Source organism: Pseudorhodoplanes sp., from assembly GCF_059499825.1.
In genome coordinates this window covers 490,083-505,869 of sequence record NZ_JCABZI010000001.1, presented here as the reverse complement: position 1 = coordinate 505,869, position 15,787 = coordinate 490,083, and the positions used below count along the sequence as shown (strand labels likewise).

General features: G+C 62.6%; 13 protein-coding genes. 7 read left to right on the top strand and 6 right to left on the bottom strand.

Features of this window, described 5'->3' with window-relative positions:
* Nucleotides 1-27: 27 nt before the first annotated feature.
* Nucleotides 28-753 (top strand): outer membrane protein, encoded by a 726-nt coding sequence (locus tag AC5I5I_RS02460; RefSeq protein ID WP_495969527.1) that lies wholly within the window; start codon nucleotides 28-30, stop codon nucleotides 751-753.
* Between the two features lie 250 nt (nucleotides 754-1,003).
* On the opposite strand, the gene AC5I5I_RS02455 is transcribed toward AC5I5I_RS02460, so the two are convergent.
* The 4 genes from AC5I5I_RS02455 to AC5I5I_RS02440 all read right to left on the bottom strand — a co-directional run bounded on the left by AC5I5I_RS02455 (nucleotide 1,004) and on the right by AC5I5I_RS02440 (nucleotide 7,055).
* Entirely contained in the window at nucleotides 1,004-2,995 is a 1,992-nt protein-coding gene (locus AC5I5I_RS02455) for a tetratricopeptide repeat protein (RefSeq protein ID WP_495969526.1), read from the bottom strand.
* Nucleotides 2,996-3,650: 655 nt separating this feature from the next.
* Nucleotides 3,651-3,935, bottom strand: a complete 285-nt coding sequence (locus tag AC5I5I_RS02450) for a hypothetical protein (protein ID WP_495969525.1) — start codon at nucleotides 3,933-3,935, stop codon at nucleotides 3,651-3,653.
* 146 nt (nucleotides 3,936-4,081) lie between these two features.
* Nucleotides 4,082-5,470 (bottom strand): exopolysaccharide biosynthesis polyprenyl glycosylphosphotransferase, encoded by a 1,389-nt coding sequence (locus AC5I5I_RS02445; protein WP_495969524.1) that lies wholly within the window; start codon nucleotides 5,468-5,470, stop codon nucleotides 4,082-4,084.
* A 316-nt stretch (nucleotides 5,471-5,786) separates the two neighbouring features.
* Nucleotides 5,787-7,055, bottom strand: a complete 1,269-nt coding sequence (locus AC5I5I_RS02440) for a polysaccharide biosynthesis/export family protein (RefSeq protein WP_495969523.1) — start codon at nucleotides 7,053-7,055, stop codon at nucleotides 5,787-5,789.
* A 287-nt stretch (nucleotides 7,056-7,342) separates the two neighbouring features.
* Between AC5I5I_RS02440 and AC5I5I_RS02435 the strand changes: the two genes are divergently transcribed.
* From AC5I5I_RS02435 to AC5I5I_RS02415, 5 genes are all read left to right on the top strand, one after another.
* Nucleotides 7,343-9,637 (top strand): Wzz/FepE/Etk N-terminal domain-containing protein, encoded by a 2,295-nt coding sequence (locus AC5I5I_RS02435; protein WP_495969522.1) that lies wholly within the window; start codon nucleotides 7,343-7,345, stop codon nucleotides 9,635-9,637.
* A 49-nt stretch (nucleotides 9,638-9,686) separates the two neighbouring features.
* Nucleotides 9,687-10,850: a glycosyltransferase family 4 protein gene (locus AC5I5I_RS02430; protein WP_495969521.1), complete on the top strand. Its 1,164-nt coding sequence runs from the start codon at nucleotides 9,687-9,689 to the stop codon at nucleotides 10,848-10,850.
* The gene (locus AC5I5I_RS02425; protein WP_495969520.1) at nucleotides 10,840-11,967 is read left to right on the top strand and encodes a glycosyltransferase; all 1,128 of its coding nucleotides are present in this window, start codon (nucleotides 10,840-10,842) and stop codon (nucleotides 11,965-11,967) included. Before AC5I5I_RS02430 ends, AC5I5I_RS02425 begins: the two co-directional genes overlap by 11 nt.
* A gap of 94 nt (nucleotides 11,968-12,061) precedes the next feature.
* The gene (locus tag AC5I5I_RS02420) at nucleotides 12,062-12,340 is read left to right on the top strand and encodes a hypothetical protein (protein ID WP_495969519.1); all 279 of its coding nucleotides are present in this window, start codon (nucleotides 12,062-12,064) and stop codon (nucleotides 12,338-12,340) included.
* A gap of 196 nt (nucleotides 12,341-12,536) precedes the next feature.
* On the top strand, nucleotides 12,537-13,316 hold the full coding sequence (locus AC5I5I_RS02415) for a WecB/TagA/CpsF family glycosyltransferase (RefSeq protein ID WP_495969518.1): 780 nt from the start codon (nucleotides 12,537-12,539) through the stop codon (nucleotides 13,314-13,316).
* A gap of 13 nt (nucleotides 13,317-13,329) precedes the next feature.
* On the opposite strand, the gene AC5I5I_RS02410 is transcribed toward AC5I5I_RS02415, so the two are convergent.
* The gene (locus tag AC5I5I_RS02410) at nucleotides 13,330-13,983 is read right to left on the bottom strand and encodes a PIG-L deacetylase family protein (RefSeq protein WP_495969517.1); all 654 of its coding nucleotides are present in this window, start codon (nucleotides 13,981-13,983) and stop codon (nucleotides 13,330-13,332) included.
* 7 nt (nucleotides 13,984-13,990) lie between these two features.
* Nucleotides 13,991-14,800 carry a sugar phosphate nucleotidyltransferase gene (locus AC5I5I_RS02405; RefSeq protein WP_495969516.1) on the bottom strand — a complete coding sequence of 270 codons (810 nt, stop codon included), beginning with the start codon at nucleotides 14,798-14,800 and terminating at the stop codon, nucleotides 13,991-13,993.
* Between the two features lie 371 nt (nucleotides 14,801-15,171).
* Between AC5I5I_RS02405 and rfbC the strand changes: the two genes are divergently transcribed.
* Nucleotides 15,172-15,750 carry a dTDP-4-dehydrorhamnose 3,5-epimerase gene (rfbC, locus tag AC5I5I_RS02400; protein WP_495758527.1) on the top strand — a complete coding sequence of 193 codons (579 nt, stop codon included), beginning with the start codon at nucleotides 15,172-15,174 and terminating at the stop codon, nucleotides 15,748-15,750.
* The last annotated feature ends 37 nt before the right edge of the window (nucleotides 15,751-15,787 follow it).

The following is a 15,787-nucleotide window of genomic DNA, read 5'->3' as shown; positions in this document are numbered from 1 at the left end:
CGTGCGGCCGGATTTCGGGGGCCGAAGATGCAACGAGTCGTTCCTGCCGTCGTCGGTGCGATGGTCGCATCACTGGGCCTTGCCGGAAGCGCGCGGGCGGCGGATGTCCCCCAGGGCTATATCGTGCCCGCGCCGGCAGCCTCCCTGTACAACTGGACCGGCATCTATGTCGGCGGCCAGGGCGGCTATAGCTGGGGCACGTTCGACATAAATCCTCGCGGCACGGACATCGATGGCTGGTTCGCCGGCGGGCAGATCGGCTTCAACTGGCAGAATGGCCGATCGCCCTGGGTGTTCGGTATCGAAGTCGATTCCGCTTTCGGCAATATCGAGCGCGACGTCGACCGCATCACCGTCAATACGTTCGCCAGCGCATACAGCAAGGTCAATTACTTCGGCACCGCGCGCGCGAGGATTGGCTACGCCATCGACCGCGCGATGATTTACGGCACCGGCGGCCTGGCCTGGGCGCACAGCGAGCTCGGATATTACGTCAACTGGCAACAACTGAGCGGTTACGCGACATCGAACAACAGCCATATCGGCTTTGTCGCCGGGGCGGGCTTCGAGTGGGCGCTGTCGCGCAGCTGGACGATGAAAGTCGAATATCTCTACACCGGATTCGGCGCCGAAAATTATCTGGCCGGAACGGTTCCGGGCGGCATCAACGCCGATCTCGGATTCAGCACCGGCAGGCTCGGGGTCAATTACATTTTCGACTGGGGACGGCCGTTTGTCGGTCCGAAATACTGACCGACGCGCGTTTTCGTATTAACCCCGACTTGCCGAGACTGCGCGCAGCGCACTAATTCTTGCTTTCGGCTTCACGTCATCTCGATGAAGCGTGCCGAGCGGCGCGGCTGGTTTGTCGTGCCGACAGACCGCGGTCGTGTGAACGCAGCCTGCTATGAGCTACTGAAGCATCCGCTGTTGCCGGTGTTGTTCAGACGCGCGCGCCGAGCGTGGCGGTGTCTGCGCTCGCAGGCTCCGGGATCAGTCCGCGTCAGGATGCGCCGCGTGCGAGAATTCCGGATCGTGATTTGCGTCCTGCGCCAGCGTCGCCCGTCGTGTGGTCCCATCCACCCGGGGGGGTGGCGACGACAACGGCCTCTTTCGGCTGCACCTTCGGCGTAAACTGCTGAACGGCGGTTCGGGCGCTGGCCAGGAGTGCCGGTTCGAGCTTGCTGCCGATTTCATCGCGATGTCGTGCGGCCTCGCGGTCGCCCTGAATTGCCGCCAGCGCGAACCATTTGTAGGCTTCCTGATGACTCTGGTCGATGCCAATGCCGCGCATCAGCAGAACGGCCAGATTGTACTGACTGTCTGCAATGCCGCGTTCAGCCGCACGCTGGAACCAGCGCGACGCCGTCTTGTAGTCGCGCCGGCCATCGATCCCTTCGGCGTAGAGCACGGCGAGATTGTGCATTGCCTTGGCGTTGCCTTTCTCGGCCGCGGCGAGGTAGTGCGTGCGAGCCAGCGCAAGATCCTTGTCCACGCCCTGACCTTTTTCGTACAGGCTTCCGATCCACAGATGCGCGGGGATAATGCCTGACTTTGCCGCACGCCTGAGCCAGCGCAGACCTTCCTCGGCATTCACGGGTGCGGAATTGCCTTCGACGAGTCTGACGCCGACTTCGTATTCGGCTGCAGGCTTGCCTTTGGCTGCTTCGGCGCGAAGTTGCGACGGAAGAGTCTCCGGCAACGGCAGGGAGGGTTCACGCGCGGCTTCGCGCGCCCCGGCCGCGACGGGGACCGGCCGGCCGATCACGCCGGTATTCTCGTTGTCACCGGCGGCCAAAGCGGTTTGCTGAACCTGCCGTTCCGGTGACGGCGAGATCGTTTCCGGAGCCTGCGATCGCGCCAGGTCCGGGACCTCCTGCTCGGCGGCGTCCGTCCGGTCCACGGACGTCTTGGCGACCGTAGCCTGCAATGCGCCGGCTTTCGAGATTTCCGGCAGCGAAAAATCGGTCAGTTGCATCGAAACCCGGCCCGCCACAGCTGCAAGTGCGATCACCACCAGGCTGAAGATCAGCGGGCGGATCGGGATGACGATCGCTCGCCTTTGCATCTGCGGCTCGTCGTCTCCGCCCAGATCTGAATAGGCGTGGTCATGACGGCCGGCTTGCGGGAAGTCGCGGTCATAGTCGTTCGCGACGCCACGGAGGCTTCTCGTTGCAGGATGACGTCCGTCGGTCGGGCTCGCGTAATCCGGAACGGGATCGTGCCGCGTGAGCGCAGTCCGCGGCTCGCGCGGTGTTTTCAGATTGAGTGCAAGCTGGCCGACCAGTCGCGAGAGCGTGTCGTGGGCTTCCTCCAGCGCGTCCTGCGCGCTTCTGTCACCGGCCGTGATGCCTGGCTCATGAGCCGGAGCAGCGAGTGCCGGAGCCTCCTTCTGCAACGCATCCAGCCTGAGATTGATATCTTTCAGGCTGCGTTCGATCGAAGCGGGCAGGGTCTCCGCGGATGTCGGCGCAGGCTTCGCAGGTTCGCGACGGGGACTGTCTGAAATCGCCAAACGGTCGCACCTTGCGATAAGCCCGCGCACTTCCTCAGACAGTGCATTCAAGGTGTCTGCCGACGAGGCGAGCCGCGCAATGGCGTTCAGGGAAGAGATGACGGCTTCGATCTGGGGTTTCGGCGAGACCTGCCGGGTACCCTGTTCCGGGCTGAGGCGCTGCGTGAGGTTCTGCAGCGCTGTGTGGAACGCCGTAAGACTTTCGCGCGGCTTCAAATGGTGCAGAACCTCGCGAACGTCGCTCAATCCCTGTTCGATCGGCGCGAGACGGTCGAGCTCGACGCCCGACTTTCGGCTTGCGTCGATACGCTGAACCAGCGTGGCGATGCCGCCTTCGAGAGTCTCGATCGTGCGGAACGGGATCGCGCGCATCAATGGTGCGACGATGTCATCCAGGGTCTGTTGCACCTGTCCTGCGGCGGCTGCCGGAGCGGCGGCGTGATGCCGCACCGCTTCGATCCCAGCGGTCAGGGCTCGCAATTGTCCGTCCAGTGCCGGCGGTGTCTGGGCGACCGGCGCCGCATGGGACCTGCTGTCGGAAGCCGGGGCGCGAGACTGCAGCCACCACAAGCCGGTCCGACGCGTGGTGTCTGATTGAACGGCTGCGACATAGGCGCCGTGAGAGGGCTGCCGTTCGGCCCGGTCCCGGCTTGGGAAACGATATGCAGACGGACCCGCCGGCGCCGGCTGGCGAGTTTGTGCCGTGCTGGGAAATGCGAAGCTGGGGGCTGCGTCGACGGGATATTGGCGCGGATAGCCGAAGGCGGCGTCCGGCTGACCCTGCTGCAGTCGCGTAGCGGCAGGGGCTATGCGGTCATCGGTCGGACCATACGGATGCGTAACGGGCGCCCGCCATCCATTCTGCGCGAAATGCTCGTTTGTCGACCCGCGCCTGTTCATGCTCTCGACCCGCTCAGCTTCAACGACCGGCGGCCCGCACGCGCAGAATTCTAAAGATTGGCTTGCGCCGCGAAGCAGGGGCTGCCTTCAGCGCTCACCTTTTTCTTTTATGGTAAAGAAGAGGTTAAATAGCGTTGCGACCCGGAGAATTCAGCCGACCGCGCGTTAGCCTTTCCTTAACGATTGTTTTTTGACGCTGCAGGTCGGGCGGACTCAGGCGGGCCGGCCCGCTGGATCAGAAATACAAGGCGACCACGCCGCCGGCGCCTGCAATCATCGACATCGACACGACCAGCCAACCAACAAGCAGCCAGACCGACCGCGTATACGGACGCCGCGAGCGCTTTCCGGGGCGGCGACCGATCCCTGAACGAGGATGACTGACGACCAGCGCTTCGGCTGCGAGAGCGGAAGAGCTGGGCATATATTCCTCGGACAGATCGGCAATCGCGAGGGCGCGTTCCGGCGCTTTCGATGACGCTGCGCGCGCCGCAATTACCCCACGGATATGCTTTGACATGGCAAGGATCTCGTTCGACAGCGCCACAATACCCGCATCCAAATGGGGCGAGCGATCAACTTGCCGCTACGGTAAATAACGAAAATTTAACCATAGGGCGGCGCTGCGCGATTGCCGGCCCAGGGGCGGATCGCGTTGGCCGCCGGTCAATAGGCGTTCTTGTGAGCGGCTTTAGAGAACACCGTCGAGAACAGGATCTTGATGTCGAGCCAGATCGACCAATTGTCGATATAATAGAGATCGCACAGGATGCGGCCCTGGAGTTGCTCCTCGGCGACGATCCCGCCCCGGAAGCCGTTGATCTGCGCCCAGCCGGTGATGCCGGGTTTGACATTGTGCCGCCGTGCATACAGCGCGATCTTCGATCCCCATGCGCGATCGTGAGCGAGGGCGTGCGGGCGCGGGCCGACAAGCGACATGTCGCCTCTGATCACATTGAGGATCTGCGGCAACTCGTCGATGCTCCACCGGCGCATGAAGTGGCCCAGGCGGGTGACGCGCTCATCGTGACGCGTGGCCTGACGGACATGCGCGCCGTCTTCCAGCGCGGACATCGTCCGGAATTTGTAGATCAGGAAAGACTTCTGATTGAAGCCGTAACGTTGCTGCCGGAACAGCACCGGGCCCGGACTATCGAGTTTGATCAGGATCGCGATCACGAGAAAGAACGGCAGAAGCGCCAGCAGCAGAAGCGACGCAACCAGTATGTCGAACACCCGCTTGACGGTGGTGGCTGCGCCCGACATCGGCGGATTCAGCAGATGGAGACTTGCGATCGGTCCGAGCTTCTCGATCGTGATGTGATCGAAGCGCTCCAGAATCCGTTCCGGCGCGAGGCTGATCGAGCACGGCAGCGTCATGAATGCATCGATGCAGCGATCGATCGTGGCCTGGTTCGACCACGGTGCAATCAGCATGATGTTGTCCGGGGACAGCGCGCGCGCTTTCGCGACGGCGCTGTTCAGCGAGTCGCCTGTCTGGTCCTCGGTCGGCGACAGATAGCCAATGCCGACGATCTGACACCCCAGGGAGCGGAGATTGTAGCGCTGGGTGAAATCGCGGACATCGGCCTCGTGTCCGACCAGAAACAGGCGCTGTCCGGAAATCAGCCCGAGCCGGCTCGCGGCATCGAAGGCGAGAACGCGCAGCACATACACGCTGGTGAGCGAGACCAGCCCGGCGACATAGAACAGGACCAGCCATCCGCGCGAATAGAGAATGCTCGTTTTCGACAGGAAGCCGAGGATCACCAGGCAGATGAAGGCGAATGTCCAGTAGCGTGCAATCTGCGCGGGACGCAGATCGAATTTCAGATGCTTCGAGAACAGATACTCGTCGCGGTAGAGGCAGGGAATAAGGTAAAGCAGCGCGGTCATCAGTCCGACCTTGACGTAGTCGGTGAGCGGCCCCGCGTCCTGATAAACGAATGTGTGATAGAGCACGCCCGTGCCGACCGAGACGAGGATCACGGTGGCCGCGTCTGCGCCGCCGGCGATCAGGGCAAGGGTGAAACGGCGCAGCGATGGCCGTGACACGATTGACGGGCCCGTTCCCGACCTTTGGTTCAACCAGGTATTCGTCACCGCAAACGCCGCCTGTTCCAAAAAGAGGCGGTTTGCGCGACCGCCATCGCTTGTGATGACGAGTCAGCAATTGCGGGGCCGCGGCCGCGTTTACCAATGGCGTCCGAGCGCGCGACTTGTGTTGCGCCTGAAAAATGCGGGTTCGTCTGAGTTGACGTGCGGCGTGCGCTGAGAGGCCGCGTCGCCCGGGCCGCCGCGACGCTGTGCCGGATGTCCTAAGCTGGCACGCGAACGCGAAGATCCATGGCAGCGTTAATTCATGGCGGCGTTAATTGACGGACTTGACGTTGATCGTGTTCCGCAGCGCGAAGCCGTCGCCGGCCGTCGCAATCATGGTGCGGACGAATGTCAGGAACTTGGTAAAGTCAACGGTCGCGGCATTCGAGATATATATGACGTCCTTGTTCTGGATCGGCGTTGAGGTCGCGAGAAAGTATCCGGCCGGATCGCCGAAATTCGCCCAGTAGATCACCGGGACCTGGCGGGTGTTGCCCCAGCGGCTGATGTCGACGCCCAGTTCTGCGAGATATTCGGTCGGCTCCACGCGATAGATGAAGACCGTCCGCGGATCGGCCTGGGAGTCGATCAGGCCGCCGGCCTTGCCGACGGCTTCGGCCAGCGACAGGCGGTCCTGGTCGAAATTGAACTGGCCCTGCTGTCCGGTCGCGCCGAAGGCGAGAAATGTCTGCTGCTCGCTGAAGACGTAGATGGTGTCGCCGGGCTGCACGTTGATGTTGTTGTCCGGTTCCGCGATCAGCCGGTTGAAGCCGACCGTCTGCTTGTGGCCACGCCGCTGCAATGTGACAAATGTCTGCCAGCCCTGGTTCTTCGGACCGCCTGCGCGGGCAATCGAGTCGAGAATGCGTTCTCCCGGCAGCGACAGCGCAAATTTGAGCGGGCTGTTGACGTCTCCCATGACGCTGACAAGGTTCGAGCGTTGCTCGGCGATCGTGATGACGACTTGCGGCTCGATCGCCCGGTTTTTCAGGCGGCTGACGATGTCGCTTTGAACCTCCGGCACGGTCCGGCCGGAGGCGCGAACCTGCCCCGCATAGGGAACGGTGATGTTTCCGGCGCGATCGACGGTCTGGTTGGGGATCTGGACGAAATTGCCGGGACGCGATGCCGCCTGCAATGGAATGAACAAGCCGCCGGCCTGCGCCTCGAACACCGTGACTGCGACAACGTCGCCGACGCCGAGCCTTATGTCGGGCGCCGGCGGCCGGTCGGAAAACGTACCTACGCCCTTGAGCCCGCCGCGGCGCGAGAGCGCAGTCGCCACGCGAGGCGACAGCGGCACGAGTTCGTATTGAGCGTCCGGCCCGCCATTATAGGCCATGATGTCGGGGCTGTAGGGGCCCGATGCCGAAAACAGGCCGCAACCGGTCGTCAGCAGCGGAACGAGCGCGACCGAGATGCGCGCCAGCCAGGTTCGCGCCCAAGCGGATTGCGGACGGGAACCGGCGCGGCTCGCACCCTCGCGGGGCAACCGGTCGCGCGGACCCACCGCAACAATGGGGCACCTGAAAATCGTCATCGAACCCAGTTCGGCATGCGAGCACTGGGGCGATAATTCGAAGTTTATGGTTAATGGAGCTTTAAGAAGCGCGGCCGCGTCCGCCGCGGGCGACCGTATTCCGCCGCTTGATGCTATTCGGCCGTGTCCGGCGCGGGCCGGCAGTTAATCATTCAAGGGCTGTTTGCTTGCGCCGCAGGAGGCGATGCCATATCCGGCTTTGGGGGGTAGGCCTTTGTCGGGCGGCCGTTTTTCGAACCGACAACGTCCCACGGCACGGGACGTAAGTGTGTGAGTAGGTCATCGCCATGCTTAACGCCAGCCCGCTCAGGCGACCGGAGATCAGCGCACCGACCGCGCCGGGGTCGGACGGCAACGTTGCGATCGACCTCCACGGTATCTTCCGGTTCTTGCGCCGGCGTGCGGTTGTCATTGTCGCCGTTGCTGCAGTGACAGGCCTGATGGGTCTGATCTACAGCCTGACGGCAACTCCCAAATATACGGCAGCTTCCCGGGTTCTGGTCGACAACAGCAGCATCAAGGCGTTGCGCGACCAGTCTGCGACGTCGGATTCACCCGTGTCGGTTACGCTCGACAGCCAGGTCGAGATCATCAAGTCCGAGCGTGTGCTCCAGCGCGTCGTGAAGCAGTTAAACCTCGCAAAAGAGCCGGAGTTCCAGAAGCAGCCGGGCCTGGTGACCAAACTCAAGAACACGATCGCCGGGCTGATTTCACCCGGAGAAGTCGAGCAGGCGGAGCCTTTCGAGGACGAACTGCTGGTCGACTGGCTGAGAAGCGATCTCGATGTCCGGCGCGTCGGCTTCACCAATGTGATCGAGATCAGGTTTACGTCGCGCAATCCGGAACAGGCGGCGCGAGTCGCGAACGCCGTCGCCGATGCCTATCTCGCCGATATTCTGGAAGCAAAACACGAGATGGGCCGGCGTGCCGGACTCTGGCTCGAAGAGCGTTTGAAGCAATTGTCGGAACAGACCTCGGAGTCCGACAAGGCCGTCCAGAAGTTCAAGTCGGACAACAACATCGTCAATACCGGACGCGGCCTGATCAACGAGCAGCAGATCGCCGAGGTCAGCACGCAGATCATTCTGGCGCGGACGCAGGTGGCAGAAGCTAAGGCCCGGTGGGACCGTGTCGAAGAAATCCTGAAGGGCGACGCCAGTGACGCGACGATTACCGAGTCGCTGCGCAACGACGTCATTGTCAGGCTCCGCCAGCAATATCTGGAAGTCGCGCGGCGCGAAGCCGAGCTGTCGGCGCGCTATGGCTTCAAGCACATGGCCGCGGTCAATCTGCGAACCGAAAAGAACCAGCTTCTCGACAACATCAAGGATGAGCTCCGGCGCATCGCGCAGAGCTACAAAAGCGATTACGAAATCGCAAAGCTTCGCGAGACGACCCTGCAGAACAGCCTCGATGCGCTCGTGTCGCAGACACAGAACACCAATCAGGCGCAGGTCAAGCTTCGTGCCCTGGAAAGCGCCGTCCAGACGTCGCGCGAAGTGCAGGAAAATTTCCTCAAGAAATACATGGAAATCGCGCAGCAGGAATCCTTCCCGGTCACCGAGGCGCGGATCATCTCGACGGCGAAGACGCCCCGCTACAAGAGCTCCCCCGCGACTACCCGCATCACACTGGGGAGCGGCTTTCTCGGTCTGTTTCTCGGCCTGATTTTCGCTCTCGGCCTCGAGGCGACCGACTCGACCTTCCGCACACAGGGTCAAGTCGAAGACGTTCTCGGCTGCAAGGCGCTGGGAATTTTGCCGGACATCGGCCATCCGACATTGCCGTACCGCACGCTGCGCAGCGGTTCGATGGCGCGCGCCGGTCCCGGAAAACGCTTGCTCAGCGACGATCTCGGATCGCTGCGCTATGCAGTCGACAATCCCACGTCGCACTTCGCCGAGACGTTGCGCCACGTCAAGCTTGAGGCGGCCGCCATTGCGCCGGTCGCAAGTGGCGGCCAGGTGATCGGCTTCTGCTCGACCAGACCAGGTGAAGGCAAGAGCTTCGTCGCCGCGAACTTCGCCGAGGCGATGGCCGATAGCGGCCGGAGTTGCATTCTGGTCGACTGCGATCTGCGGTATCCGGCGCTGACCTATATGCTCAGCCCGGAAGCGGATTACGGTTTGGCCGAAATCGTCAAGGGGCGGGCGGCGCTGGACGGCGCGGTCTGGACGGACAGTCTCACAAGAATGGCGTTCATGCCTGCCGCTTCGCAGGGGCAGGTTCACAATCCGCACGATCTGCTCGCTTCGGCGGGCCTGCAGGATCTCGTCGAGGCGCTCCGCAAACGGTACGACTTCGTCGTGCTCGATCTTCCGCCCATCGTCCCATTCGCGGATGTTCGCGCGATGATCGACGTCGTCGATTCGTTCGTCTTCATCGTCGAATGGGGCAATACGAGCCGCGACGCGGCGTTGTCCGCGCTCCGGGCCGCGCCCGGCATCGAGGACAAGCTTCTCGGTTGTCTTCTGAACAAGGCCGACGTGGACAAGCTCAGTCACTATTGCCGGAACGGCGAGAGCAACTATTACGATCGGTATCGCGCGGGCCAGGGCTACAAGAGGGGCATGAGGGCATGAAGCGCGCTAGCGCGGTCAAGCGGCCTTCGTCCCGGGGATTGTGTCCGCGATGACCGGCACGATTCTCGTCAATCATCTGCTCGAGCCGCCGAACCTGATTTCCGGGATCTCGCGCTATCTGTTTGCGTTGCTCGAGGAACTGGCGCAGTCGCGGCGCTATCGCTACGTGCTCGCGACCACATGGGATGCCGAAAGTCTCCCGGCATCGTTGCGGCGGAGGGCGATCGACATCCGCACTCTTCCCTATCATCCGAAGACGCCGGTCAACGTCATGAGCCAGGTCGCGACCGTGCCGCGGCTGATGCGCGAGACCGGCGCCGCGCTCGAGTTCAACTGCAATCCGGTCGGGTGTTTCTGGGGAGGCTGGCCACGCGTCATCACCGTGCACGACATGTACATGGAGACGATGCCGGCTTCCTATCCGCTGAGGCATCGCCTGTGGTGGAAAGCGTTGTTTCCGCTCAGCTTGCGAGCGGCCTCGGCGGTCGTCTGCGTGTCGCAGGCCACGCGGCGCGATGTCGAGACGCGACATCCGTTCGCCCGGGACAAGCTCGCTGTGGTCCATGAAGCGCCGATCATCGATGCTGCGCAACCCGGCGTGCCGCAGCCGGATGGCCGGTTCGACGCACCCTATGGCCTTTATGTCGGCAATGTCTCGCCGAACAAGAATGTCGCCATTCTCGTCGAAGCGCTGAAGCAGCTGAAGCGGGATGGCGATGCGCCCGTCATCTGTCACATCGGTCGTGACCAGGCCGGGCTTCTGGCCGAGGCGGAACGGCGCGCGGGCGGCAACATCATCCGCAAGATGGGCACGCTGTCGGATGCCGACCTCGTCAGCGCCTATCGCGGCGCGACCTGCTTCATCAATACGTCGCTGAACGAGGGCTTCTGCCTCCCGGTGGTCGAGGCGCAGTCTCTCGGCGCGCCGGTCATCTGTGCCGATATTCCGGTGCTGCGCGAGGTCGCCGGCGAGGGCGCGCTGTTCTTTCCGCCGCATGACGCGGCGGCGCTGGCCAGCCGGATCAGATCGATTTTCGGCGATGCGCAATTGCAGCGGCGGATGTCGCAAGCCAGTCTCGACAATGCCGCGCGCTTCTCGTGGCGCAAGGCAGCCGGCGAGACCGAAGCCATCTTCGATGCGGCCCTCACCGGGTATACGCGGCCGGCAACCGCGGATTTGCCGCGACAGGCGGGAGCATTCGGTGACCGGTAAACGCGAGCCCGTTCAGCGCCGCCTGCGCATCGATCATACCCATATGGGCCGGCGCTCGACCGGAATCGAGCGCATCACCCGCGAGTTGTTCAGTCCATCGGTGTTGTCGCCGCTGCCGGTGGAGACCGTCACCGCGGGGAGCGGGCGCCTCGGCGTGGTCATGGCGCAGAATATGACGCTGCCGCGCGAGGCGCTGCGGCACAGCGACGATGTCTTCTTGTTTCCCGGTTTCCCGCCGTCTCCGTATTTTTCTCTCGCCCGCCGCGAAAGCACGATTCTTTACGTGCACGACGTGTTTCTCCTGACGCGGCGCGCCGAACTGAATCTCGCCGCGCGTCTCTATTTCGCACCTCTGTTCGCGCTCGCGGTGCGTTCGCTGAAATACTTCCTGACCAATTCCGAATACACGGCTTCGACGCTACGGCCGTTCTGCCGAGCCGATGCGAGCATCACGCTGTGCCGCCCCTCGGTGCGCAATGTGTTCGGGCTCAAAGTCGGCGACCGCGCATCCCGCACCGACGTGCCGGGCTCGCTGACCATGTGCGCGATCGGGACGATCGAACCCCGCAAGAATTTCCGGGCGGCGGCGCAGATCTGCGCAGCGCTCGCGGTCCGCCTCGGTATTCCGGTGCATCTGCACATTATCGGACGCCCGGGCTGGGGCGCCGATGCGGAATGGCTGGCGCAACAGCCGTATGTGAAGCTGCTCGGTCCGCTGCCGGACCGGGACGCGCGCGCTGCGATCGAGGCCGCCGACTTTCTGATCTGCACCTCTCGCGACGAAGGCCTCGGCCTTCCGCTGCTCGAAGTCCAGCATGGCGGCGTGCCGGTGATCGCACCGGATATGCCGGTGTTTCGTGAAGTGCTGGGACGTTCGGGCCTGCTGGTCGATGCGGAGAATGCTGGCGCAGCGGCGGCCGCGATCGCGACGCTGTACGCGTCGGAGGGCTGGCGCGCCCGATCCACCGAGGCGGCTCTGGCCAATGTCGCGCGCTGGAACGCGCTGGCCGAGAGCGATCATGCGGCGGTGTGCGGCATGTTCGCGCAGATGCTGGGCCTGGAGCGGCCAATGCGCGATATCGCCGACGCCGCGCCGGCGCACTCCCGCGCTGCATAACGTTGCCACCAGCGTCTGCGGGCGGCTGTTTAGATTTCGTTAACCATACCGGCAGCAGATTGCGCGCTGAATCACCGTCTCGGGAGGCGCTCGCATGAAGCCATTCCTTCTCGCCGGAGCTTTTCTGATCGCGGCGTCCGCTTATGCCGAAGCGCAGACCGCGCCGACGCCGGCTCGGATCAATTCCCGCGTTGATTCGCTGAGATACAATTCCAATCCGAGCACGCTCGGGCCGAACGATTCACAAAGCCAGTATGGGCTGAGCAATCGGACGGATTCACGAATTCGCTCGCGGGTCGACTCGCTCAACTACAATACCAATCCGAGCCAGTTCCGGATTGTCGATCCGCGATTCAACGTTCAGCGCTTCTGAACCGCGCCGGTTTCGCCGGCCCAAACATGCCGGTCTCCCGCTCTTGCGGCGGTTAGGCTTAACACGCCAATCCTCCCTGTTCCGGCTGAAACGCCGATAAAATTCGACATGGTCCGGACCAGCGCTCCGGTCGCGATGACGTCGCGCCGGGTGCGCTCCGGATCGCTCGTTCGTGTTTGCAATGGAATGCCAGTCTATGCGTAACCGTTATGGACTCGTCGAAATCGACGGCCAGGTCATCACCACCCGCAATCTCTCCGACTCGGTCGGCGCGATCGTGCGGCGTCTCGGTGAGATGAAGTCGTTTCTGGTCTGCACTCTCAATCTCGACCATCTTGTGAAGCTGCGCAGCGATCCGCGTTTTCGCGATGCCTACGCAAAGGCCGAGATCGTAATGCCGGATGGATTTCCGATCGTCGCTTTCGCAAAGATGGAGGGCGTGTCTCTCGAACGGGCGACCGGCGCCGACCTGATCGTGCCGCTATGCCGCGAGGCCGCAGCGCTGGGCTATCCGGTCTATCTGTTCGGCTCGACATTCGAAACGCTGCGCGTTGCCGGCCGCAATCTTTCGGCGACGATCCCGGGCCTGCAGATCGCGGGAATCATGGCGCCGCCGCAAAACTTCGACGTCGTCTCGCCGGTGTCGGACGACGCCATCGCCATCATCGGACAATCCGGCGCCCGCATCTGCCTGGTCGCCCTGGGAGCGCCACGGCAGGAGTTGTTTTCGGCACGCGCGGTCGACAAGACGGCGGGCATGGCATTCCTGGGAATCGGCGCGTCGCTCGATTTCATCGCCGGCAGTCAGACGCGCTGTCCGCTGCTGGTGCGGAAACTCAATCTCGAATGGGCGTGGCGCGCTGCGTCCAGTCCGCGTCGCCTGGTGCCGCGCTATGCGGCCTGCGCTGCGTTATTTGCGAGACTCTACGCCGGCTACGCATGGCGCAACTGGTGGCCGGCTCAGTCCCGCTCCTGAAGCGAGGCTGAGATCAGAGCATCGATATCTTGCGCGCGAAAAAGCCTTCGGCAAATCGCTCAGGCGCGCGGCACTCCATTCCCCGCAACCGGGCGAGGCCCTGGAAGGTATCGGCGTCGAACCATTGCTTGGAACGCTGGGTCGCGAAATGCTTGTCCAGCAGCTCGATCTTGCGTTGCAGGATTGCGGCCGGCATCGACACGAAAAGGTTCGGCTGCCCGAGATCGCCATCCCATTTCGGAATTTCGTATTCGAGGATGAAGTGATCGCGGAAAGTGTTCCAGGTCAGCCGGCACACCTCGCGATGATCCTGATGCGCATCGTCCTTGCGATGTGTGAAGATCAGGTCGGGTGACACGCGCGCCTTGAGATCCTCAAACCACGACTTGATGGCCTCACCCTGCTGGGGGAAAAAGCCGTCGCGGAACGCGAGGGTCTGGATGCTTTGCCCAGCCGCGCCGGAAAGAAAGTCGGTCGCCGAGTTGCGCGCCTCCGCTTCACGATCGCCGGCGGCGCTCAGGACGCACCAATGCACGTCGAGCTGGATTCCGCGAGCAATCAGGCCGAGCAGGGTGCCGCCCAATCCGATCTCGATATCGTCGGAATGGGCACCCAGGCACAGAACGGACAAACGCTCACCGGGAGCGGGCAGATTGAGGGAGAGCATGTGAGCGTCAGATCCGCCGGACCAGATTGCGTTCGCGCTGGTTCTCGCTTTCGGGCGCCCAGGGCATCTGGCCGTTCTCGACCATTTCCTCCAGCACCTGGCGGTCCCGCAGCGTGTCCATGGCGCGCCAGAACCCTTCGTATTTGAAGGCGACCAGGTTGTTGTCCTTGATCAACCGGTTGAAGGGTTGCAGCACCAGTTCTTCGCCGTCCTGGATGTAATCAAAGATTTCATTGCGGAAGATGAAATAGCCGCCGTTGATCCAGACTTCGGACTCGGTGTTCGCGCGAAGCCGCTTGACCAGGCCGCCTTCGTCGAATTCGGCGAGATGGAAATTGAACGGCGGACGAACCGCGATGAAGCAGGCGAGCTTACCGCTGGCCTTGAAGAAGTCGATCATCTCGGGCAGTGGCGCGTCGGTGAGCCCGTCGCTGTAGTTCGCCAGAAAAATCTCTTCGTCCTTGACGTGTTCCTTCACCGCAACCAGCCGCTGGCCGATGTTGCGCCACACGCCGGTGTCGATCATGGTCAGGCGCCAGTCCGGTTGCTGTTCGCCCAGGATCTCGATTTTCTTGCCGAATTGCGACACCACGCAATTGTGGGTGGCGGCGGAATCGAGGTGCAGGAAATAGTCCTTGATGACGTTGGCCTTGTAGCCGAGGCAGAGCACGAAATCGCGGTGCCCGTACCGGCTGTAATATTGCATGACGTGCCACATGATCGGGTGCGATCCGACCGGGATCATCGGCTTCGGAATGCTTTCGGAATATTCCCGAATGCGGGTTCCAAGGCCTCCGCAGAACAATACGACCTTCATCGGTGATCCGCCTGCTTTTTTCCCGGTGGCGATGAGTAACGCGTTGTTGAACTCACGCCGCGCCGGGTTTTCTCTTTGTCATCTCGCACCACAATCTCTGCGCAAGCGGCGGTGCGGAATCAAGTGTTGCACGCATCGTAGTCGCAGGATGTGAGCGTTAGCGTAAACAGCAATAACGACTGGTGTTTTCAGCGCCTCGTTGATCGAGCGCCTTTATCGTAGATCGGTGCGCACCACAAAAGAGCAAGTCCGAGAAGCGCGTTGAAGCATCGATAAAATTGCAACGTCCTGCTTAAGGTTAACGTGCGGCTGTCCAGCCGCTTTGCGCGCCGCGTGATAGCAGGTCATCAGATATCGACGAGGAGGCCAGCGTGATCTTCACGGAAACCAAGCTGAAGGGCGCATTCATTATCGAACTCGAACGGCGCGAGGATTCGCGCGGATTTTTCGCGCGCGGGTTCTGCCAGAACGAGTTCAGGGCGCACGGATTGAAGCCGACCGTGGCCCAGGGCAACATTGCCTCGAATATCAAGGCCGGTACGCTTCGCGGCATGCATTTTCAGTATCCGCCCGCGGCGGAGAGCAAGCTCGTTCGCTGCACGCGCGGCGCGATCTACGACATCATCGTCGACCTCAGACCGGAAAGCCCGACCTATCTCCAGCATATCGGCGTAGAGCTGAACGAGGACAATCAGCGCGCGCTCTATGTGCCGGAGCGTTTCGCGCACGGCTATCAGACCCTGACCGACAAGACCGACACCAGCTATCTGGTCGGCGAATTCTACACGCCGGATGCGGAGGGCGGGCTGCTCTATGACGATCCGAGCCTGAAACTGAACTGGCCGCTGCCGGTAAGCGTGATCTCCGACAAGGACCAGAAATTCCCGCTCTATCGCGAGATCGAGGGTGAACTGAAGCGCAAGATGAGCCGCGTGCTCGAACCGGCATGAGCCGGGACGGATCGATCACAGGCCTGTGCTGACAAGG

Bases quoted from the DNA above. Each gene is read 5' to 3' on its own strand.
- AC5I5I_RS02410 (WP_495969517.1), bottom strand. From the start codon at position 13,983: ATGCTCTCCCTCAATCTGCCCGCTCCCGGTGAGCGTTTGTCCGTTCTG.
- AC5I5I_RS02415 (WP_495969518.1), top strand. From the start codon at position 12,537: ATGCGTAACCGTTATGGACTCGTCGAAATCGACGGCCAGGTCATCACC.
- AC5I5I_RS02420 (WP_495969519.1), top strand. From the start codon at position 12,062: ATGAAGCCATTCCTTCTCGCCGGAGCTTTTCTGATCGCGGCGTCCGCT.
- AC5I5I_RS02460 (WP_495969527.1), top strand. From the start codon at position 28: ATGCAACGAGTCGTTCCTGCCGTCGTCGGTGCGATGGTCGCATCACTG.
- AC5I5I_RS02435 (WP_495969522.1), top strand. From the start codon at position 7,343: ATGCTTAACGCCAGCCCGCTCAGGCGACCGGAGATCAGCGCACCGACC.
- AC5I5I_RS02440 (WP_495969523.1), bottom strand. From the start codon at position 7,055: ATGACGATTTTCAGGTGCCCCATTGTTGCGGTGGGTCCGCGCGACCGG.
- AC5I5I_RS02450 (WP_495969525.1), bottom strand. From the start codon at position 3,935: ATGTCAAAGCATATCCGTGGGGTAATTGCGGCGCGCGCAGCGTCATCG.
- AC5I5I_RS02430 (WP_495969521.1), top strand. From the start codon at position 9,687: ATGACCGGCACGATTCTCGTCAATCATCTGCTCGAGCCGCCGAACCTG.
- AC5I5I_RS02405 (WP_495969516.1), bottom strand. From the start codon at position 14,800: ATGAAGGTCGTATTGTTCTGCGGAGGCCTTGGAACCCGCATTCGGGAA.